This is a genomic window from Bacillus sp. FSL E2-8868 (assembly GCF_038005505.1).
In the GTDB taxonomy this organism is placed as follows: Bacteria; Bacillota; Bacilli; order Bacillales; family Bacillaceae_G; genus Bacillus_A; species Bacillus_A mycoides.
In genome coordinates, this window is sequence record NZ_JBBOTI010000001.1 from 447,352 (window position 1) to 467,012 (window position 19,661).

Genomic DNA, 19,661 nt, shown 5'->3' on the forward strand with positions numbered 1-19,661 from the left:
GATGAACAAACTACCTCAAGAAACACGCGTTGTCATCGGGATGTCCGGTGGCGTCGATTCATCTGTAGCAGCTCTTTTATTAAAAGAGCAGGGTTATGATGTAATCGGAATTTTTATGAAAAACTGGGATGATACAGATGCAAATGGTGTCTGCACAGCAACAGAAGATTACAATGATGTAATTGAAGTGTGTAACCAAATCGGCATTCCGTATTATGCAGTAAACTTTGAAAAACAATACTGGGATAAAGTATTTACGTACTTTTTAGATGAGTACCGAGCTGGTCGTACACCAAACCCAGATGTAATGTGTAACAAAGAAATTAAATTTAAAGCATTTTTAGAGCATGCAATTGCACTTGGTGCTGATTATGTAGCAACAGGTCATTATGCACGCGTTGCTTATATGGACGGCGAATATAAAATGCTTCGCGGCGTTGATGACAATAAAGATCAAACATATTTCTTAAATCAATTAAGCCAAGAGCAACTATCAAAAACAATGTTCCCATTAGGTGAATTAAAGAAACCACAAATTCGCGAAATGGCGACAGAAGCTGGTTTAGCGACAGCGGCGAAGAAAGATAGTACTGGTATTTGCTTCATCGGTGAGCGTAACTTTAAAGATTTCTTAAGTAACTATTTACCGGCGCAACCAGGTGTGATGCAAACATTATCTGGTGAAGTGAAAGGGAAACATGATGGTTTAATGTATTATACAATTGGACAACGTCATGGCCTTGGTATTGGTGGTAATGGTGATCCGTGGTTTGCTGTTGGAAAAAACTTGAAAGAAAACATTTTATATGTTGATCAAGGATTCCATAACGAACTTCTATATGGTGATGAAGTTATTGCTACGAATGTAGGTTGGGTAAGTAATAAAGCGAAGGAAAAAGAATTTACGTGTACAGCGAAATTCCGTTATCGTCAAGCAGACAATAAAGTAACGGTTCAAATCGTTGATGAAAATACAGTTCGTATTCTTTGTGATGAGCCAATTCGTGCGATTACGCCAGGCCAAGCAGTTGTTTTCTATGATGGAGATGAGTGCTTAGGCGGCGCTACAATTGATGAAGTATATCATAGTGGTAAGAAATTAGATTATTTAGGATAACACGAGAAGCCTCTGCCGATTAGCGGTTAGAGGTTTCTTTTACATAAAGCGAATTTTCGTTCGCTTGGAAAATACATTCTTTGTTATAATTTGTTGTAGAGGTGAAGGATATGTCAAACAAACTTGAAACAGGTATTAAATATATGCAAGAAGGAAACTGGGAAGAAGCAGCTAAAAATTTCACAGAAGCAATCGAAGAAAATCCGAAAGATGCGCTTGGATACATTAACTTTGCGAATTTATTAGATGTATTAGGTGATAGTGAGCGAGCAATTGTATTTTATAAACGTGCATTAGAATTAGATGGTAAATCTGCTGCTGCTTATTATGGCTTAGGAAATGTATATTACGGTCAAGAGCAATTTGCAGAGGCGAAGGCTGTATTTGAACAAGCGATGCAAGTGGGATTACAATCAGCTGACGTAACATTTATGTTAGGTATCACACATGTGCAACTTGGAAATGATCGTCTTGCACTTCCATTTTTACAAAGAGCGACGGAATTAGATGAAGGCGATGTAGAAGCTGTTTTCCAATGCGGACTTTGCTTCGCACGACTAGAACATATTCAAGAGGCAAAACCTTATTTTGAAAAGGTGTTAGAAATGGATGAAGAGCATGCAGATGCGTATTATAATTTAGGTGTTGCGTACGTATTCGAGGAGAATAACGAGAAAGCTCTTACTTTATTTAAGAAAGCGACTGAAATTCAAGCAGACCACTTTTTAGCTGGTAATGGTATTCGTTTATTAGAGCAAGAAGCTGAATAAAGTGAAATTATAGTTTAATGCGCAGTTACCCCTCATCTAAAGATTGTGAAAGAGGTGGGGGATGTACTGCTCATTAAAGTGAAAAGAACTCGGAAAGGAGAGGAAATATGGGAAATCAACATGCAATGGATTTGTTTGAGGAAGAAAAAAAATTTATAAAAGCGCAAGTTCTTCATACCATTTTCCACAACGAAGAAAACCTCTATTCCGTTGTCAGTATGAAAGTCATTGAAACGAATGAAACATACGACGAAAAAAAAGTAATGATAAACGGTCATTTTCCCCGTATGCATGAAGATGAAGTGTTTACATTAACAGGTCATTTTAAAGACCACCCAAAGTATGGAAAACAATATTTAGTTGAAACGTTTAAAAAAGAACTGCCACAAACAAAAGCAGGTATGGTGCAATATTTAGCGAGCGATTTATTTAAAGGGATTGGAAAGCGTACAGCCGAAAAAATCGTGGACCATCTTGGTGAGCATGCGATTTCTAAAATTATGGATGATCCGGATGCGTTAAGTGGTGTTGTAAACAAGCAAAAAGCGCAGGAAATATATGAGACGATTATTGAGCATCAAGGGCTCGAGAAAGTGATGAGTTTTTTAAATGGTTACGGTTTTGGAACAAAACTTTCTATTAAAATTTATCAGCAATATAAAGAGATGACATTAGAAGTGATTCGTAATAATCCGTATAAACTTATTGAAGAAGTGGACGGAATTGGATTTGGAAGAGCAGATGATATAGGGCGTGCAATCGGAATAACGGGCAATCACGACGACCGTGTACGTGCAGGGTGTTTTTATACGTTAGAGAATATTTCATTACAACTCGGTCACGTGTATATGGAAAAAGGTCAGCTTGTAAGAGAAACGATGTCACTTTTAAATAATCAAGAAGGTAGAGTGACTGAGGAAGATATTGTAGGCTGCGTTGAAATGATGCAAAGCGAAGGGAAAGTCATTATAGAAGAAGAGCGAGTGTATTTAGCTTCTTTATTCTATTCTGAGAAAGGCGTTGTAAAGTCAATTCGTCGTCTTATGAATCAAGAAGAAACCCCTGCATTCCCTGAAGCAGAAGTGTTAAAAACGTTAGGAGAAATTGAAGAACAGCTAAAGGTACAGTATGCGCCGCTTCAGCAAGAAGCAGTTCAAACTGCACTTCATAAGCCGATGATGTTATTAACAGGTGGACCAGGGACGGGGAAAACAACAGTTATTAAAGGAATTGTTGAAATGTATGCGTCACTTCACGGAGTATCATTAAATCCGAATGAATATAGTGATGATAATCCATTTCCAATATTATTAACGGCCCCAACTGGAAGAGCGGCGAAGCGCATGAGTGAATCGACAGGACTTCCAGCTTGCACAATTCATCGTCTGCTTGGATGGACGCCAGAAGGATCTTTTCAGCGCAATGAAACAGACCCTGTACAAGGGAAGCTCCTTATTATTGATGAGTTTTCGATGGTAGATATTTGGCTTGCAAATCAGCTATTCAAGTCACTTCCGACAAATATTCAAGTTATCGTTGTAGGTGATGAAGATCAGTTGCCATCTGTAGGACCTGGACAAGTGTTAAAAGATTTATTGAATGCAGGTGCGGTTCCAACGGTCAAGCTTACAGAAATTTATCGTCAAGCGGAAGGGTCATCTGTTATTCAACTTGCCCATGCGATAAAGGACGGAACACTTCCGCCAGATTTAGCACAAAATAAAAAAGATCGTTCATTTATCAGCTGTGCAGGTGCTCAAATTGTTGAGGTTGTTAAAAAGGTTTGTGAAAATGCTAAGACAAAAGGCTTTAGTGCAAGAGATGTACAAGTGTTGGCACCAATGTACCGCGGACCAGCAGGTATTAATGTGTTAAATGAAGCTCTTCAAGAAGTGTTTAATCCGAAAAAAGAAAAGAGTAAAGAAATTGCCTACGGTGACGTTGTATACCGCAGAGGTGATAAAGTACTTCAATTAGTCAATCAGCCGGAAAGCCAAGTGTTTAATGGTGATATTGGAGAAATTGTTTCAGTATTTTATGCGAAAGAAAATGTCGAGCAACAAGATATGATTATCGTTTCATTTGATGGAATTGAAGTAACATATACAAAGCCGGATTTAAATCAAATTACGCATGCCTATTGCTGCTCGATTCATAAATCACAAGGTAGTGAATTCCCAATAGTTATTATGCCAATTGTAAAGAGCTACTACCGTATGTTACGTCGTAATTTAATTTACACGGGTATTACAAGGAGTAAGAAATTCCTTATTATTTGCGGGGAGGAAGCAGCGTTTCAATCCGGTGTAAATCGCCTTGATGATGCAATGCGTCAAACGACTTTAGCTGGCCGATTGCAAGAATCACAAGGAGAAGTGCAGATGGTGACGGTTAATGGTGAAGAAATGGACGTGGAAAACATTTCACCGTATGATTTCATGTAACAAGGTGAAATTATATAGTGAACCTTTCAAACGTATAACGTTGAAAGGTTCTAGCAATGTATAAATGAATGCAGTTTGGACATAATGGCGAATAGAATCTGGGAGACTGTAAGGAGATGAAAGCCATATGTTCAGTTGTCCAAATTGCAAAGGGAAAGACATCGGAAAAATAGGTGTCAACCAATTTTATTGCTGGAATTGTTATATCGAATTATCGGTTTCAAAGGGGAAAATCCATACACATCAAGTAGAGGAAGATGGTTCATTAAGCTCTCTTGATGATTTATTTGATGATAATGAAAGAACGATCGGATAACGAAAAGGGGGATTTACTTTGAATCTACGCAATTCATTAATCGCATTAGGTGTTGGAGCTGCAGCGTATCAATATGCTCGCAAACAAGATGTATTCTCAAAACGCAATGTGAAAAAAGCACGTAAGATGATTAAGTCCTATTTATAAGGCGTAAAAAACTCCCTTTATGATAAGGGAGTTTTTTTATGCGCTTGTATGCAAATATAAAAGTCCGATTTCAGAGAAGAGATAAGATAAACCGTAGCATCCAACGCCAAGCGTTCCATAATGCCATAAGTGCTTAGCTCTTTCCTTTCGTGAGGAACGAATAAAGAAGCCTTTCCAAATACCAAACCCGATACAAATCCATTCAAGAAGCATAAAAAGTGCGGATAATGCAAGCATAAATAAGATCATTATGAGCCCTCCTGATTATATTTTGACATTTTGTATTTTCAGGGGTGGTTGTCCTTATTATGTTAAATATATGTATGTCTTTAAAAAACAGTATGGTCTGTATAAAAAGATTTTAAAACTTTTGCACATAACCTAACCTATTTATTTTCAAAATAAAGGTGGAGGAGGTTTTTCGTGTGAAGAATCTTAAAATCATTTGGATATATCGTTTAGGATTATTGTTACTCGTTTTTCTTTGTTTGCTCGTCTTTTTAAAAATTAAGCCACTATGGGCACCGATTATTTTTGTATTTAAAGTGGCGATCACACCGTTCTTTATTGCTTGTTTTATTGCTTATTTATTACACCCTTTAATTGAAAAAATCCATAAGGAAGGAATGCCACGCACACTTGCTATTTTGCTCATTTATATTCTTTTCTTTGGCGGAATTGGCTATGGAATTTATAAAGGAACGCCAGTTGTTATTAAACAGTTACAAGAAATTAATGAACAATTTCCGCAGTTTACAAAAATGTACGATTCTTGGATGGATGGAGTTACAGAACAAACAGCGAATTTCCCATCATTTATTCATGAAAAGGTGAAACAAATTTTTGGTGGTGTAGAAACGAAGATTCAAGCGCTTTTAAATAAAGTCATGAGCACAGCTCGTGGTGTACTGGATTCGTTACTCATTATTTTCTTAATTCCGTTCATTGTATTTTACATATTAAAAGATTACGGTGAGTTTTATCATATATTTTGGAAATTAGTCCCGAGTAAGTGGCGTAGTACGGGGCAAATGCTTGCGAAAGAAATTGATAAATCACTCGGAAGTTATATTCGAGGGCAGTTATTTGTTTGCTTAGTATTAGGGGGAGTATCTGTTCTTTCTTTTTGGTTTATCGGTATGAAATATCCATTGCTGCTCGGCATTATTATTGGGGTAACGGATATAATCCCGTACTTTGGTCCTATTTTAGGGGCGATTCCGACGTTGATGATTGCGGCAACGGTATCAACGAGTTTACTCATTAAGGCGGGGATTACAATTGCTATTTTGCAATTTTTGGAAAGTAACATTTTATCGCCTTACATCGTTGGTAAGTCGCTTCGTATGCATCCTGTGATCATTATGTTTGCATTACTAGTAGGGGGAGAAGTTGCGGGGATTGTAGGATTACTAATATCGGTTCCTATTTTAGCGGTCATTCGGACAGTGGTCGTTCATGTGAGACCTCTTTGGAAAAAAGAAGATGTGTAATATGATAGCCCTCTACTTATAAAAGTAGAGGGCTATCATTATTTAGAGAGTTGCTCGTGTATTTGTTGAACGAGAGAGCTTACATCATTTGTTTGAATATGTTTTATTTTTTTCCATTCATTATCGTACATAAATATAATTTGATTGCTGAAAAGACGCTTTTGCTCTTGTAGATTAGAAATGTTTGCAAAAGAGTACTCTTCAAATATTGGGTTCTTACTTACATCTGGTCCATAAAAGAAGAGCCGTTTGTTCGTTAAAATTAACAGTCCTGGTCTTGCGACGGAACGATATATAAATATATTTAATGAGCATGCTGCATAAAAAAGGATTTTTTCATCAGTTGTTAACATTTCTTTAGCTTGATTCAATAAGGTTGTCATTGTAATCGCTCCTTTATTGTTAATAATTTAATTATAACAAATAATGTAATATTTAGAAATTTTCATAAAGTGTTTTTTGAGAGAAGATTCCTATTTAGTAATAAATGCATAATATATTTAAAGGCTGTTAAGAATGAATAGTAGAATAACTATGATTAATAAGCAATTGATACAATATAAATGATTATCTACATTGACAAACTTAAGAGAATTCTATTATATTTAGTCATATAATACATTAAATCAATGACGGAACAAGTACGTTACAGTCCATTTATAGAGAGAAGCTTCCAATGGCTGAAAGAAGCTTTAAATGAAGGGTAACAGAAAGCTAATCCTGAGAGCAGCTAACCACTGCCGTCTTGCCACGTTACGGCACCATGAGGTGATGAATTGATTGTTATAATAATCAATTCATAATTAGGGTGGTATCGCGAGTTAACTCTCGTCCCTTTTATTAGGGGCGGGAGTTTTTTATATTTAAGGAGGAAAATACAATGAAACAACTAACAGGCGCACAAATTCGTCAAATGTTTTTAGACTTTTTCCAAGAAAAAGGACATGCAGTAGAACCAAGTGCATCACTAGTTCCTCATGAAGATCCATCTCTGTTATGGATTAATAGTGGTGTAGCGACATTAAAGAAATATTTTGATGGTCGTGTAATCCCACAAAATCCACGTATTACAAATGCACAAAAATCAATTCGTACAAACGATATTGAAAACGTTGGGAAAACGGCTCGTCACCATACATTCTTTGAAATGTTAGGGAACTTCTCAATCGGTGATTACTTCAAAGAAGAAGCAATTACTTGGGCTTGGGAATTTCTAACGAGCGACAAATGGATCGGATTCGATAAAGAATTACTATCTGTTACAATTCATCCGGAAGATGAAGAAGCATTCACAATTTGGAATGAGAAAATGGGTGTTCCAAAAGAACGCATCATCCGTTTAGAAGAAAACTTCTGGGATATCGGTGAAGGACCAAGTGGACCGAATACAGAAATTTTCTATGACCGCGGTGAATCTTACGGTAATGACTTTAGTGACCCAGAATTATATCCGGGCGGAGAAAACGAGCGTTACTTAGAAGTATGGAACCTTGTATTCTCTCAATTTAACCATAATCCAGACGGTTCATATACGCCACTTCCTAAGAAAAACATCGATACAGGAATGGGTCTAGAGCGTATGACATCTATCGTTCAAGATGTACCTACAAACTTTGATACAGACCTATTCATGCCGATGATTGGTGCAACAGAATCAATTTCTGGTGAGAAATATCGTAATGGCGATTTAGAAAAAGATATGGCGTTTAAAGTAATTGCTGACCATATCCGTACAGTAACATTCGCTGTTGGTGACGGTGCTCTTCCATCTAACGAAGGCCGTGGTTATGTATTACGTCGTTTATTACGCCGTGCTGTTCGTTATTCTAAGAAATTAAACATCAACCGTCCGTTCATGTTTGAATTGGTACCGGTTGTTGGAGAAGTAATGAAAGACTTCTATCCAGAAGTACTTGAAAAGAAAGATTTCATCGCAAAAGTTGTGAAGAATGAAGAAGAGCGTTTCCATGAAACACTTCATGATGGTGAATCAATTTTAGCTGAAGTAATTGCAAAAGCGAAAGAAGAAAAAACAACTGTTATTTCTGGCGTAGATGCGTTCCGCCTATACGACACGTACGGTTTCCCAATTGAATTAACAGAAGAATATGCAGAAGAAGCTGGTATGACAGTTGATCAAGCGGGCTTTGAAAATGAAATGGAGAAACAACGTGAGCGTGCACGTGCTGCTCGTCAAGACGTTGATTCTATGCAAGTTCAAGGCGGTGTACTTGGTGAAGTTAAAGTAGCGAGCGAATTCGTTGGTTACGGTACAGTTGCAACAGAAAGTAACGTTGTTGCACTTGTGAAAAATGGTGAGTATACAGATAGCTTACAAGCAGGTGAAGAAGGACAATTAATGCTTGATGTAACGCCATTCTACGCTGAGAGCGGTGGGCAAATTGCAGACCGTGGTTACCTTCTTGCTGACGGCGTGAAAGTTGTTGTAAAAGATGTACAAAAAGCACCAAATGGTCAAAACTTACACAAAGTAGTTGTGGAAGAAGGTACATTAACGAAAGATGCGGCTGTAAAAGCTGTTATTGATACAAAGAACCGTAGTAGCGTTGTGAAAAACCATACAGCAACTCACTTACTACACCAAGCATTAAAAGATATACTTGGAACGCATGTTAACCAAGCTGGTTCTCTTGTAACATCTGAACGTTTACGTTTTGACTTCTCTCACTTCGGTCAAGTACAAGCTGATGAATTAGAAAAAATTGAGCGTATCGTAAACGAAAAAATTTGGGAAAGTATTGATGTTGCGATTTCTCAAAAAGCAATCGAAGAAGCGAAAGAAATGGGCGCAATGGCATTATTCGGTGAAAAATACGGCGATGTTGTACGCGTTGTGCAAGTAGGCGATTACAGCTTAGAGCTTTGCGGTGGTTGTCACGTTGATAACACAGCTTCTATTGGTATTTTCAAAATCGTTGCTGAGTCTGGTATCGGTGCAGGAACTCGTCGTATTGAGGCGGTAACTGGTAAGTCTGCATACGAATTAATGAACGATCAAGTAGGTTTATTAAAAGAAGCAGCAGGAAAAATGAAAACAAATCCAAAAGATATTTTAACAAGAGTTGATGGTTTATTTACTGAAGTAAAACAACTTCAAAAAGAAAACGAATCTCTTGCTGCGAAATTAAGCAATATCGAAGCTGGAAACTTAACTGATTCAGTAATGACAGTTGATGGCGTGAACGTATTAGCGGCGAAAGTAAATGTTGCAGATATGAACAACTTACGTACAATGATGGATGACCTTAAAAATAAATTAGAGTCTGCAGTTGTTGTATTAGCGTCTGTAAATGACGATAAGGTAAACATTTTAGCTGGCGTAACGAAAGATTTAATTAGTCAAGGTTACCATGCGGGTAAACTTGTGAAAGAAGTAGCTTCTCGTTGTGGAGGCGGCGGTGGTGGCCGTCCTGATATGGCACAAGCAGGCGGTAAAAACCCAGCGCAAGTAGAGGAAGCTTTAGCGTTTGTACAAGAGTACGTTAAATCTGTTTCAAAATAAAGAGATAGTAGTGTACAATGGTAGGGAGAGGAGAAGTTCTTCTCCCTATACTTACTACTTACAAGTGAGGTGCTTGAAATGGACGGTTTTGATAAGACAATGAAGTTTAGCATTCAAGATGAAAAACAGAGTGTCCATGTAAATGATGTACTTTTAACTGTGTATGATGCACTTCAAGAAAAAGGTTATAATCCGATTAACCAAATCGTCGGTTATTTATTAAGTGGAGATCCAGCATACATACCTCGCCATAAAGATGCACGAAGCATCGTTCGCAAGCTTGAACGTGATGAGATAATTGAAGAGCTTGTGAAGTCTTACTTGAAACATCATCGTGAGGAGTAGTTTATGCGGATATTAGGTTTAGATGTTGGTACTAAAACAGTCGGTGTTGCAATGAGCGATGAAATGGGCTGGACAGCACAAGGGCTGGAAACAATCAGGATTAACGAAGAACGAGGCCACTTTGGTTTTGACCGTATTTCTGAGTTGGTAAAACAGTACAATGTGGACAAAATAGTAGTAGGTTTACCTAAAAATATGAATGGTACAATCGGCCCTCGTGGTGAAGCGTGCCAGCAATTTGCAGAAAACCTGCGAAATCTGTTACAATTAGAAGTTGTAATGTGGGACGAGCGTTTGTCGACGATGGCAGCGGAACGTCTGCTCATTTCAGCTGATGTGAGCCGTAAGAAGCGAAAACAGGTAATCGATAAGATGGCTGCAGTCGTGATCTTACAAGGATTTTTAGATAGTAAATAAGAGGTGACCAAAATGGAAGAAAATCAAATTACAATTGTAGACGAAAAAGGAAACGAACATTTATGTGAAATTATTTTCACTTTTGATGCTGAAAAATTCGGCAAAAAATCTTACGTAGTCTTCTCTCCAATCGGTGAAGTAGACGAAGATGGAGACCAAATCTTCGATGCAATGGCATATGAGCAAAGTGAAGAAGAGGGCGGAACATTACTTTCAATTGAATCTGAAGAAGAGTGGGAAATGGTACAAGAAATGTTTAACACTCTTGCTGATGAGCAAGAAGAAGAATAGTAATGGATAAAAAGGCGAACTGTGTACACAGTTCGCCTTTTTTGTATTCATATGCAAAATGACAGATTTTTTGTCGAAACTACTTAATTGTTTATAGTATAATAAGACGGGTTGTATGAAAAAAGGCTTTAAATAAGTAGCTGTCACCGATTATTTAGAAATGATTGGTTTTGCTTTATGTTTGTAGGGCATTGTATAGAGGAAGTGTATACGGTCTACAATTAAATAAGGAGGAAGAATTTTGGTAGAGAATCAAGTGAAGAAGAAGCGTAGACGCATTTTTTTAATTTCGATTATCGCACTGCTTTTAGTTTGTGGATCAGTCTATGCGTATATTTCATCTGCATTAGGGCCAGTTGATAGTGGAAATAAAAAAGAGATTGAGGTAGAGATTCCAAAGGGGTCATCTACAAGTAAAATCGGTGAGATTTTAGAAGAAAAAGGTGCTGTGAAAAGCAGTACAGTTTTTAGTTTTTATACGAAATTTAAGTCGAAAAGCTTACAAGCAGGTACATATTTATTAAATCCTTCGATGAGTGCTAACGATGTCATTGAACAAATGTCATCTGGCAACGTGCATCGTCCGGCTCTTTATAAAGTGACGATTAAAGAAGGGGCGCAAGTAACTGAAATTGCTGAAGTGATTGCGGCAGAATTAAAGTGGAATAAAGATGATGTTGTGCGTCAATTAAACGATAAAGCATTTATTCAAAAAATGCAGCAAAAGTATCCGAAGCTATTAACAGATAAAATTTTTGATAGCAACATTAAATATCCACTAGAAGGATACTTATATCCAGCAACGTATTCTTTCTATAAAAAGGATACGAAATTAGAAGAAATTGTAATCCCGATGCTTGAGAAAACAAATGCAATTATTGTTCAAAATGAGGCGAAAATGAAAGCGAAGAACTGGGATGTTCATCAACTTCTCACGTTGTCTTCACTTATTGAAGAAGAGGCTACTGGCTTTACTGATCGCCAAAAAATCTCTAGTGTTTTCTATAATCGTCTAGCGAAAGGCATGCCGCTTCAAACGGATCCGACGGTATTATACGCGCTTGGAAAGCATAAACAACGTGTATTATACGAAGACTTGAAAGTAAACTCACCGTACAATACGTATGTTGTGAAAGGGTTGCCGGTTGGACCGATTGCAAACTCTGGTAAACATTCAGTGGAAGCAGCGTTAGATCCTGCGCAAACAGATTATTATTATTTCTTAGCTGCACCAAGTGGTGAAGTGTATTATGCGAAAACATTAGAAGAACATAATGCATTAAAGCAAAAATACATTACGAAAAAACAGTGAAATGGGGAGGGATAGCGAAAAGGGTCGCATATCCCTCTTTTTTGTGGTAAAATATATCGGGTTAAAAACTGGCAGAAGAATCGTTTTTAATATCAAAACGGGACGTACAAGCTAAGGGTGAAACTGGCTTGTATTTTTATTGCATTCTATGTGTGAAAAGACAAAGGTTGACGCGTCATAGAGGCACTTCTCCATGTAAATAAGGAGGACCAATTATGGAGGATGCAGTTAACGAGTACCTATTATCATTTATTGATCCAAAAGATAAATTAATTCTTGAAATGGAAGAGTATGCAACTGAAAACCATGTGCCGATTATGGATCGACTTGGAATGGAATTTATGCTGCAATTTTTACGTTTAATTGGACCGGAAAGTATTTTAGAACTTGGAACAGCAATCGGTTATTCTAGTATTCGTATGATGCAAGCTATTCCGAACTCTCGCATTGTGACAGTAGAACGCAATCGTGAACGATATGAAAAGGCACTTGAATATATAGAATGTTCCTCGGTAACAGACCGTATTTCTGTTATTTACGGTGATGCTTTAGAAACGGGCGAACAAGTGAAAGAACATGGAACATTTGATGTTATTTTTATTGATGCAGCGAAAGGGCAGTATCGTCGCTTTTTTGACTTATACGAACCGTTATTAAATCCTGGTGGCGTTATTATTTCAGATAACGTTATGTACCATGGTCTTGTGACGACAAAAGAGAAAATTGAAAATAGACGTACCCGTGGTTTGATTCGTCGTATTAAGACGTACAATGAATGGCTTATGAATCATGAAGGATATGATACAACGATTTTCCCAATTGGCGATGGAGTGGCTGTAAGTAAAAAGAGAGGGTGACAAAAGTATGAAGAAACCTGAATTGTTAGTAACGCCTAGAGCGGTGGCGGATATTGAACCTCTTGCGAAAGCAGGGGCAGATGCAGTAATGGTTGGTGAACAAAAGTTTGGTTTACGTTTGGCAGGAGAGTTTTCACGTGAAGATGTGAAACAAGCTGTAAACATTGCGCATGAAAATGGTGTGAAAGTATACGTTGCAATGAATGCGATGTTCCACAATGATAAAGTAGAAGAATTAACGGACTATGTTTCCTTTTTAAATGAGGTAAATGTAGATGCGATTGTTTTCGGAGATCCAGCGGTATTAATGGCTGTTCGTGAAGTTGCACCAAATATGCAACTTCACTGGAATACAGAAACGACAGCAACAAACTGGTTTACTTGTAACTATTGGGGGCAAAGAGGAGCGAAACGCGCTGTATTAGCTCGTGAGCTTAGCTTAGATGAAATTGCTGAATTAAAAGAAAATGCTGAAGTGGAACTTGAAGTACAAATTCACGGTATGACTTGCATGTTCCAATCGAAGCGTTCACTAGTAGGAAACTACTTTGAGTATCAAGGGCGTAATCTCGACATCGAAAAGAAAAAGTATGAAGAGAATATGTTCTTATACGACCCGGAACGTAATAACAAATATCCAATTTATGAAGATGAAAATGGTACTCACATTATGAGTCCGAATGATATTTGTTTCATCGATGAGTTAGAGGAACTAATCGATGCTGAAGTCGATAGCTTAAAAATTGATGGTGTCCTAAAAAGTTCTGAGTACATTATTGAGGTAACGAAGAAATATCGTAAGGCGATTGATTTATGTGTAGAAGATCGTGATGCGTATTATGACGTGAAAGATGATTTATTTAAAGAGATAGAAGAAATACAACCGGTAAATCGTCCGTTAGATACAGGATTTTTCTTTAAAGAAACGGTTTACTAAACGAGGAGGGTGTAGGAAATGGCTGTACAAGAAATTTCACGAGTGATCGATGGCAAACGCGTTATTGTGAAAAAACCTGAACTGTTAATCCCTGCGGGTAACTTAGAAAAATTAAAAGTAGCTATCCATTATGGGGCAGATGCTGTATATTTAGGTGGACAAGAATTTGGTCTTCGTTCTAATGCAGGTAACTTTACGCTGGAAGACATGGCAGAAGGCGTTGAATTTGCAAAGAAATATGGAGCAAAAATATACGTAACAACAAATATTTTTGCACATAATGAAAATATGGATGGGCTAGAGGAATATTTAAAAGGGATTGAAAAAGCTGGCGTAACGGGAATTATCGTTGCCGATCCGCTTATTATTGAGACATGTAAACGTGTGGCGCCTTCTGTTGAGGTGCATTTAAGTACACAACAATCACTATCCAACTGGAAAGCAGCACAGTATTGGAAAGAAGAAGGTTTACATCGTCTTGTATTAGCTCGTGAAGCAAGCTATGAAGAAATGAAAGAAATTAAAGAAAAAGTTGATGTTGAAATTGAAGCATTCGTCCATGGTGCAATGTGTATCGCGTATTCAGGGAGATGTACATTAAGTAACCATATGACAGCGCGTGACTCTAACCGTGGTGGTTGTTGTCAATCTTGCCGCTGGGATTATGATTTAGTTCAAACGGTATCACAACATAAAGATGCAAAAGAGCTTCCTCTATTCCAAGAAGAAGATGCTCACTTTGCGATGAGCCCAAAAGATTTAAATTTAATCTTATCAATTCCGAAAATGATTGAAATTGGAATTGATAGCTTAAAAGTTGAAGGACGTATGAAATCTATCCATTACGTAGCGACTGTAGCAACTGTATATCGTAAAGTAATTGATGCGTATTGTGCGGATCCGGATAACTTTGAGTTTAAACAAGAATGGTTAGATGAACTTGATAAATGTGCAAATCGTGATACAGCTCCTGCATTCTTTGAAGGGGTTCCAGGACATCAAGAGCAAATGTTTGGAAATCATAGTAAGAAAACAACGTATGATTTTGCTGGTTTAGTGTTAGATTATAATGAAGAAACGGGCATCGTAACGCTTGAGCAACGTAATCACTTCAAACCAGGACATGAAGTGGAGTTCTTTGGGCCAGAAATAGAAAACTTTACGCAAACGGTGGAGAAAATTTGGGATGAGGATGGAAACGAATTAGATGCAGCGAGACATCCGTTGCAAATCGTGAAATTCAAAGTGGATCAACCAGTGTATGTGAATAATATGATGCGCAAAAACATACTTCAATAAGAAAGAGTGGTAGTCGAATGGGGACGAATAAGCCTGTTGTAATTGGAATCGCTGGTGGTTCAGGATCAGGAAAAACAAGTGTAACGAAAGCGATTTTTGACCATTTTAAAGGTCATTCCATTTTAATCTTGGAGCAAGATTATTATTACAAAGATCAAAGCCATTTACCAATGGAAGAACGTTTAAAAACAAATTACGATCATCCTTTAGCGTTTGATAATGATTTGTTAATTGACCATTTGCAGCAGTTGCTTGCATATGAGCAAGTGGAAAAGCCTATATATGACTATACATTGCATACGCGTTCAGAAAAAATTATTCCAGTTGAGCCGAAAGATGTAATTATTTTAGAAGGAATTCTTATTTTAGAAGACCCACGTCTTTGTGAGTTAATGGATATTAAGGTGTTCGTTGATACAGATGCAGACCTTCGTATTTTACGCCGCATGCAGCGCGATATTGAAGAGCGCGGTCGTACAATGGATTCAGTTATCGACCAATACGTAAACGTTGTACGTCCAATGCATAATCAATTTATTGAGCCTTCTAAGAAATTTGCGGATATTATTATCCCTGAAGGTGGACAAAATCATGTTGCAATTGATATTATGGTGACAAAAATTGCAACAATTCTTGAACAAAAAGTAAATTTGTAATAGCATAGTAAAAGATATACGATAGGAAGGGATTTTTTCCCTTCTTATCGAATACAATGAAACATGAAACCTCACCTACCAATAGGTGAGGGCATATTTATATCAACTTTCCATACATACCTTCTTTATATAAGGAAGAATTGGAGAATAAGGGGTTGTATGTGACAACTCCACTAGTGCTACGTGTGCTAGAAACCTCCGCTATATAAGCGGAGGAGTTTTCATATGGAACTCCTCTTTTTTTCGGGGGATTGGTATATAAAAGGAGTGGAAAACATGGCAACAGAAAAAACATACCCTATGACGCAAGAGGGTAAGCAAAAACTAGAGAACGAAGTTGAACAATTAAAAACAGTAAGACGTAAAGAAGTTGTAGAGCGTATTAAGATCGCACGTAGCTTCGGAGATCTTTCAGAGAACTCTGAGTATGATGCAGCGAAAGATGAGCAAGCATTCGTAGAAGGACGTATTACACAACTTGAAAACATGATTCGTAATGCGGTTATCATTGAAGACAATGGTGAAGAGTCTACAGTTGTAACATTAGGTAAAACAGTAATATTTAAAGAGTTACCAGGTGGAGACGAAGAAGCGTACATAATCGTAGGTAGCGCAGAAGCCGATCCATTTGAAGGAAGAATTTCTAACGATTCTCCAATCGCAAAAAGCTTATTAGGTAAGCAAATTGGTGAGAAGGTAGCAATCCAAACACCAGGTGGAGAAATGCAAGTAGAGATTATCTCTGTAAAATAACGTAAAAAATCACTCGTGTAAAAACGAGTGATTTTTTATTTGTATAAAAGGTGAAACACCTCGTCTAAACTACAATAGACGAGGTGTTTTTTATGAAAATGAAACGGAGAATTATAATTGTTTTAATTTGTTTTATGGGTGTGATTTTTTTATTACTTTGTCGTTTAATCCAAATACAGATTATAGATACGGAATCATTTACTGACCGAAATATCAACCTGATTGAAAAAAGTGTTACGCAACGAACACAATCACTTACAGTAGATAATGGAAGAGGGCATTTTACAGATCGAAATGGTAAGGAAATTGGTGAAGAGAAATATCCAGTCTTAATTGTTTTTCCGTTTTTACAAATAAAAAATGACATGTTAGAGAAAATTGCGCATATCATTGGTGTGTCGAGACAAGGGATAAGACTGCAAATGAAAAATAAGAATCAAGCATTTATATTACGAAAGGAGAATACCCCATTTCAATTAACGCTCGAGCAGATGAAGAAGGTAAATCAATTAGATATTTTAGGTATTGTAGCAGCAGAAGTTCGACTGAAGCAAATGGGGGAGGCAAATCATTTAATTGGTGATGTGGGAGAGAATGAACAGGAATTTCAAAAGCGTTATGGAGAAATGAAAAAAACTTCGAAACAAACGCCAATTGGTATTTCTGGATTGCAACAATCATTTGATGAATTTTTACTGACTGATGGAGAAGCGAAAATACTATATCAAGTGGATCGACAAGGAGAACCGATTTTTGGGAAGCAGGCGAAATACACTTCACCAGGAAATCCATTTTATCCAGTTACTATTCAAACAACAATACATAAAACGTTGCAACGACGAGCAGAGAAGATTATAGATGAAAACGGAATAAAAAAAGGTGGGTTAGTATTACTAGACATAAAGAATAGTGAAGTTGTAGCAATGGTAAGTAGGCCTTCTTTACAGATGAATGATAGGAGGATATATAAATCTACACTTGAAAATCAAATGTTAACTCCTCATTTTCCGGGGTCTGTTTTTAAAACAGTAGTTGCAGCAGCAGTAATTGATGAGAATTTGGTGCGGTTTAATCGTACATTTAACTGTAATACGGATTTATACGGTGAAAATCTTCCGCAAGTTATGATGGGGTCATTAAACTTTAAGGAAAGCTTTGCTAGAAGCTGTAATCGAACGTTTGCCGTATTAGGTGATGAACTAATGCAAAAGGATAGGGGAGTATTAGAAACGTATTTAGAGGCCTTAGGAGCAAGTGAGAAGGTAGGTTGGAAAGGTTCAGTATTTCATACACCAGAATTTGAGCAATTGTCAGAAGAAAAGAGTGCTATTATTTGGGAAAGCGAAGAAAATAAAGATAGTAGAAAAGCGATTGCTCAAACGATGGTCGGACAAAAAGATGTACGTGTGTCACCTCTAGCTATAGCGAATATGATGGCGACAATTGCTAGAGGTGGAGAGAAGATGGAAGTGAAAGCTGTGAAAAAAATAGTGTATAAAAATGGAACCGACTTTTTTACATTTGAAAATCATAAATTAAATGGGAAACAGCTTTCTTATGAAACGATGAAAAAATTACAACAGTTGTTAAGAGCCGTTGTAACGATGGAGAAAGGAACGGGAACCGTATTCCGTTCGTTGCCACTAACTGTCGCTGGAAAATCTGGGACGGCACAAACAGGAAAAGGAGAGAGGGTGAATCGCTGGTTTGCAGGTTATTTTCCATATGAAAACCCAAGATATGCTTTAGTTGTAGTTGATATAGAAACAGATAGTAATGAAAATGTAGTCACACCAGTTTTTGCAGAAATGGTAGAGGCAATCCATCAATTAGAAATTGAAAAGTAATCTTGCAATTATTTATGAAATGTTTTCATTTCGTGAAAATATTATTGTAAATGTTCAACCTTTCTAGATTTAATGTTACAATAGCAAGTATGAAAAACTGCATGGAGGTTTGAAGAATGGCAGGAGGATCTAGATTCCAACAGAAACAACAAAAACGTCGTCAAAACGGTGTTTTAAATATTGCAATCGCTATTGTATTAGTAGCAGTAGCTATTGTAGCATATCAATTGTTTGTTCCTGACACAAAAGAGCAAGCGTCTTCTAATGATAAAAAGGTAGCTCAGCAAACAACAAAAGAGAATAAAGCTGAGAAAGCTAAAGGTAAAGAAGAGCCGAAGAAGAATGAGCAAGATAAGACAGAGGCTAAGAAGAAGGAAGAAGAAGAGAAGCAAAAGGCTGAGGAAGAAAAGAAAAAAGCTGAAGAAGAAGCGAAAGCTAACGAGAAAGCACCAGCTGAAAAAACACAGTCACAGGCAACAGATGCTTATACGAAATCTTCTTGGAAGCCAGTAGGTACAGAGCAAGGTGCAACACCTGCGATGACGTTTAAAAAAGGTACAGCAGATTGGAATGAGATGAATCAAGCGATTTCAGCTGCAATTGACGTTCCAGTAAATCAATTAGTTATCCATAGAATTGGAAATAACGGTAAGAATAAAGCTTACGGTAACGTACAAGATAAACAATCAGGTAAAAAATATTATGTAAATATTGATTGGGTAGACAATGAGGGCTGGAAACCAGTACTCGTTCAAACTCTAAACTAAAAAAAGAGAGGCTCTTAAGAGCCTCTCTTTTTTAGTTAGCGTAATTTCTTTAATTTAAAATGAACAACCGCACTATAATAAGGTCTTTTGCTTTCAGGATCCATAATCATTTGGTGAGAAATATGATGAACTTCGAGCATAAGTGCTTTATTATTATCAATTTGTTCGTTAATTTTTTTTTCTAGAGAAACTAAGTTTGCAGCCTCGAAAAATTCTACTTTATCTTCTAACATTTCAAAGGTAAATGACACGAAGATGCCCCCTCTCCTATGATAATCACCTATAGTGTAACAAAGAAAAGAAGGAAATACTACGTACATTTCAATTGACATTTTTAGAAAGAGAGAATATCATACTGATAAAACCGATA

The 19,661-nt window shown here is 37.1% G+C and carries 21 protein-coding genes and 1 other annotated feature; of the genes, 18 read left to right on the top strand and 3 right to left on the bottom strand.

All coding sequences use genetic code 11. The annotated features are described in order from the left end of the window. Nucleotide 1 precedes the first annotated feature (1 nt). The 5 genes from mnmA to NSS74_RS02420 all read left to right on the top strand — a co-directional run bounded on the left by mnmA (nt 2) and on the right by NSS74_RS02420 (nt 4,794). Entirely contained in the window at nt 2-1,117 is a 1,116-nt protein-coding gene (mnmA, locus tag NSS74_RS02400; RefSeq protein WP_002088752.1) for a tRNA 2-thiouridine(34) synthase MnmA, read from the top strand. A 110-nt stretch (nt 1,118-1,227) separates the two neighbouring features. Beyond that, nucleotides 1,228-1,887, top strand: coding sequence for a tetratricopeptide repeat protein (locus tag NSS74_RS02405; protein ID WP_002143220.1), 660 nt, complete (start codon nt 1,228-1,230; stop codon nt 1,885-1,887). A gap of 107 nt (nt 1,888-1,994) precedes the next feature. Further along, nucleotides 1,995-4,331: an SF1B family DNA helicase RecD2 gene (gene recD2 / locus NSS74_RS02410; protein ID WP_002034106.1), complete on the top strand. Its 2,337-nt coding sequence runs from the start codon at nt 1,995-1,997 to the stop codon at nt 4,329-4,331. Between the two features lie 127 nt (nt 4,332-4,458). Beyond that, nucleotides 4,459-4,647, top strand: a complete 189-nt coding sequence (locus NSS74_RS02415; RefSeq protein WP_002015288.1) for a hypothetical protein — start codon at nt 4,459-4,461, stop codon at nt 4,645-4,647. A gap of 18 nt (nt 4,648-4,665) precedes the next feature. Then, a complete protein-coding gene (locus tag NSS74_RS02420) occupies nt 4,666-4,794 on the top strand; it encodes a YrzQ family protein (RefSeq protein ID WP_002015286.1) in 129 nt (42 codons plus the stop codon). 36 nt (nt 4,795-4,830) lie between these two features. Here the strand turns inward: NSS74_RS02420 and NSS74_RS02425 are convergent, their stop codons facing one another. Continuing rightward, nucleotides 4,831-5,043, bottom strand: a complete 213-nt coding sequence (locus NSS74_RS02425) for a hypothetical protein (protein WP_002143218.1) — start codon at nt 5,041-5,043, stop codon at nt 4,831-4,833. A 176-nt stretch (nt 5,044-5,219) separates the two neighbouring features. Between NSS74_RS02425 and NSS74_RS02430 the strand changes: the two genes are divergently transcribed. Further along, nucleotides 5,220-6,287: an AI-2E family transporter gene (locus NSS74_RS02430; protein ID WP_002129216.1), complete on the top strand. Its 1,068-nt coding sequence runs from the start codon at nt 5,220-5,222 to the stop codon at nt 6,285-6,287. A gap of 38 nt (nt 6,288-6,325) precedes the next feature. Here the strand turns inward: NSS74_RS02430 and NSS74_RS02435 are convergent, their stop codons facing one another. After that, entirely contained in the window at nt 6,326-6,670 is a 345-nt protein-coding gene (locus NSS74_RS02435; protein WP_002034108.1) for a PH domain-containing protein, read from the bottom strand. A 237-nt stretch (nt 6,671-6,907) separates the two neighbouring features. Beyond that, nucleotides 6,908-7,126, top strand: a binding site (T-box leader). A 41-nt stretch (nt 7,127-7,167) separates the two neighbouring features. Between NSS74_RS02435 and alaS the strand changes: the two genes are divergently transcribed. The 12 genes from alaS (at nt 7,168) to NSS74_RS02495 (ending at nt 19,291) form a co-directional block, all read left to right on the top strand. Further along, nucleotides 7,168-9,810, top strand: a complete 2,643-nt coding sequence (alaS, locus tag NSS74_RS02440; RefSeq protein WP_002034110.1) for an alanine--tRNA ligase — start codon at nt 7,168-7,170, stop codon at nt 9,808-9,810. Between the two features lie 78 nt (nt 9,811-9,888). Further along, nucleotides 9,889-10,155 carry an IreB family regulatory phosphoprotein gene (locus tag NSS74_RS02445; RefSeq protein WP_000348591.1) on the top strand — a complete coding sequence of 89 codons (267 nt, stop codon included), beginning with the start codon at nt 9,889-9,891 and terminating at the stop codon, nt 10,153-10,155. Between the two features lie 3 nt (nt 10,156-10,158). Further along, on the top strand, nt 10,159-10,572 hold the full coding sequence (ruvX, locus tag NSS74_RS02450) for a Holliday junction resolvase RuvX (RefSeq protein ID WP_001221204.1): 414 nt from the start codon (nt 10,159-10,161) through the stop codon (nt 10,570-10,572). A gap of 12 nt (nt 10,573-10,584) precedes the next feature. Next, nucleotides 10,585-10,863: a DUF1292 domain-containing protein gene (locus NSS74_RS02455; RefSeq protein WP_002034112.1), complete on the top strand. Its 279-nt coding sequence runs from the start codon at nt 10,585-10,587 to the stop codon at nt 10,861-10,863. 241 nt (nt 10,864-11,104) lie between these two features. After that, nucleotides 11,105-12,175, top strand: coding sequence for an endolytic transglycosylase MltG (mltG, locus tag NSS74_RS02460; protein ID WP_002015278.1), 1,071 nt, complete (start codon nt 11,105-11,107; stop codon nt 12,173-12,175). A 215-nt stretch (nt 12,176-12,390) separates the two neighbouring features. Next, a complete protein-coding gene (locus tag NSS74_RS02465) occupies nt 12,391-13,032 on the top strand; it encodes an O-methyltransferase (protein WP_002034114.1) in 642 nt (213 codons plus the stop codon). A gap of 7 nt (nt 13,033-13,039) precedes the next feature. Further along, the gene (locus tag NSS74_RS02470; protein WP_002143217.1) at nt 13,040-13,969 is read left to right on the top strand and encodes a peptidase U32 family protein; all 930 of its coding nucleotides are present in this window, start codon (nt 13,040-13,042) and stop codon (nt 13,967-13,969) included. An 18-nt stretch (nt 13,970-13,987) separates the two neighbouring features. Continuing rightward, a complete protein-coding gene (locus tag NSS74_RS02475) occupies nt 13,988-15,268 on the top strand; it encodes a peptidase U32 family protein (protein WP_002143215.1) in 1,281 nt (426 codons plus the stop codon). Nucleotides 15,269-15,285: 17 nt separating this feature from the next. Next, entirely contained in the window at nt 15,286-15,924 is a 639-nt protein-coding gene (gene udk, locus NSS74_RS02480; protein WP_002015274.1) for a uridine kinase, read from the top strand. 276 nt (nt 15,925-16,200) lie between these two features. Further along, entirely contained in the window at nt 16,201-16,677 is a 477-nt protein-coding gene (gene greA / locus NSS74_RS02485) for a transcription elongation factor GreA (RefSeq protein ID WP_078213491.1), read from the top strand. Nucleotides 16,678-16,769: 92 nt separating this feature from the next. Further along, nucleotides 16,770-18,524 carry a peptidoglycan D,D-transpeptidase FtsI family protein gene (locus tag NSS74_RS02490; RefSeq protein WP_002143213.1) on the top strand — a complete coding sequence of 585 codons (1,755 nt, stop codon included), beginning with the start codon at nt 16,770-16,772 and terminating at the stop codon, nt 18,522-18,524. 116 nt (nt 18,525-18,640) lie between these two features. Beyond that, nucleotides 18,641-19,291 (top strand): YrrS family protein, encoded by a 651-nt coding sequence (locus tag NSS74_RS02495; protein WP_002138429.1) that lies wholly within the window; start codon nt 18,641-18,643, stop codon nt 19,289-19,291. A 35-nt stretch (nt 19,292-19,326) separates the two neighbouring features. Here NSS74_RS02495 and NSS74_RS02500 read toward each other — a convergent pair whose 3' ends face one another. Next, nucleotides 19,327-19,542, bottom strand: coding sequence for a YrzA family protein (locus NSS74_RS02500; protein WP_002015268.1), 216 nt, complete (start codon nt 19,540-19,542; stop codon nt 19,327-19,329). Nucleotides 19,543-19,661 lie beyond the last annotated feature (119 nt).

What these genes read in the sequence shown, in the direction of transcription:
- mnmA (WP_002088752.1), top strand. Translation starts at nt 2, where the DNA reads ATGAACAAACTACCTCAAGAAACACGCGTTGTCATCGGGATGTCCGGT.
- NSS74_RS02405 (WP_002143220.1), top strand. Translation starts at nt 1,228, where the DNA reads ATGTCAAACAAACTTGAAACAGGTATTAAATATATGCAAGAAGGAAAC.
- recD2 (WP_002034106.1), top strand. Translation starts at nt 1,995, where the DNA reads ATGGGAAATCAACATGCAATGGATTTGTTTGAGGAAGAAAAAAAATTT.
- NSS74_RS02415 (WP_002015288.1), top strand. Translation starts at nt 4,459, where the DNA reads ATGTTCAGTTGTCCAAATTGCAAAGGGAAAGACATCGGAAAAATAGGT.
- NSS74_RS02425 (WP_002143218.1), bottom strand. Translation starts at nt 5,043, where the DNA reads ATGATCTTATTTATGCTTGCATTATCCGCACTTTTTATGCTTCTTGAA.
- NSS74_RS02435 (WP_002034108.1), bottom strand. Translation starts at nt 6,670, where the DNA reads ATGACAACCTTATTGAATCAAGCTAAAGAAATGTTAACAACTGATGAA.
- alaS (WP_002034110.1), top strand. Translation starts at nt 7,168, where the DNA reads ATGAAACAACTAACAGGCGCACAAATTCGTCAAATGTTTTTAGACTTT.
- NSS74_RS02445 (WP_000348591.1), top strand. Translation starts at nt 9,889, where the DNA reads ATGGACGGTTTTGATAAGACAATGAAGTTTAGCATTCAAGATGAAAAA.
- ruvX (WP_001221204.1), top strand. Translation starts at nt 10,159, where the DNA reads ATGCGGATATTAGGTTTAGATGTTGGTACTAAAACAGTCGGTGTTGCA.
- NSS74_RS02455 (WP_002034112.1), top strand. Translation starts at nt 10,585, where the DNA reads ATGGAAGAAAATCAAATTACAATTGTAGACGAAAAAGGAAACGAACAT.
- NSS74_RS02465 (WP_002034114.1), top strand. Translation starts at nt 12,391, where the DNA reads ATGGAGGATGCAGTTAACGAGTACCTATTATCATTTATTGATCCAAAA.
- NSS74_RS02470 (WP_002143217.1), top strand. Translation starts at nt 13,040, where the DNA reads ATGAAGAAACCTGAATTGTTAGTAACGCCTAGAGCGGTGGCGGATATT.
- NSS74_RS02475 (WP_002143215.1), top strand. Translation starts at nt 13,988, where the DNA reads ATGGCTGTACAAGAAATTTCACGAGTGATCGATGGCAAACGCGTTATT.
- udk (WP_002015274.1), top strand. Translation starts at nt 15,286, where the DNA reads ATGGGGACGAATAAGCCTGTTGTAATTGGAATCGCTGGTGGTTCAGGA.
- greA (WP_078213491.1), top strand. Translation starts at nt 16,201, where the DNA reads ATGGCAACAGAAAAAACATACCCTATGACGCAAGAGGGTAAGCAAAAA.
- NSS74_RS02490 (WP_002143213.1), top strand. Translation starts at nt 16,770, where the DNA reads ATGAAAATGAAACGGAGAATTATAATTGTTTTAATTTGTTTTATGGGT.
- NSS74_RS02495 (WP_002138429.1), top strand. Translation starts at nt 18,641, where the DNA reads ATGGCAGGAGGATCTAGATTCCAACAGAAACAACAAAAACGTCGTCAA.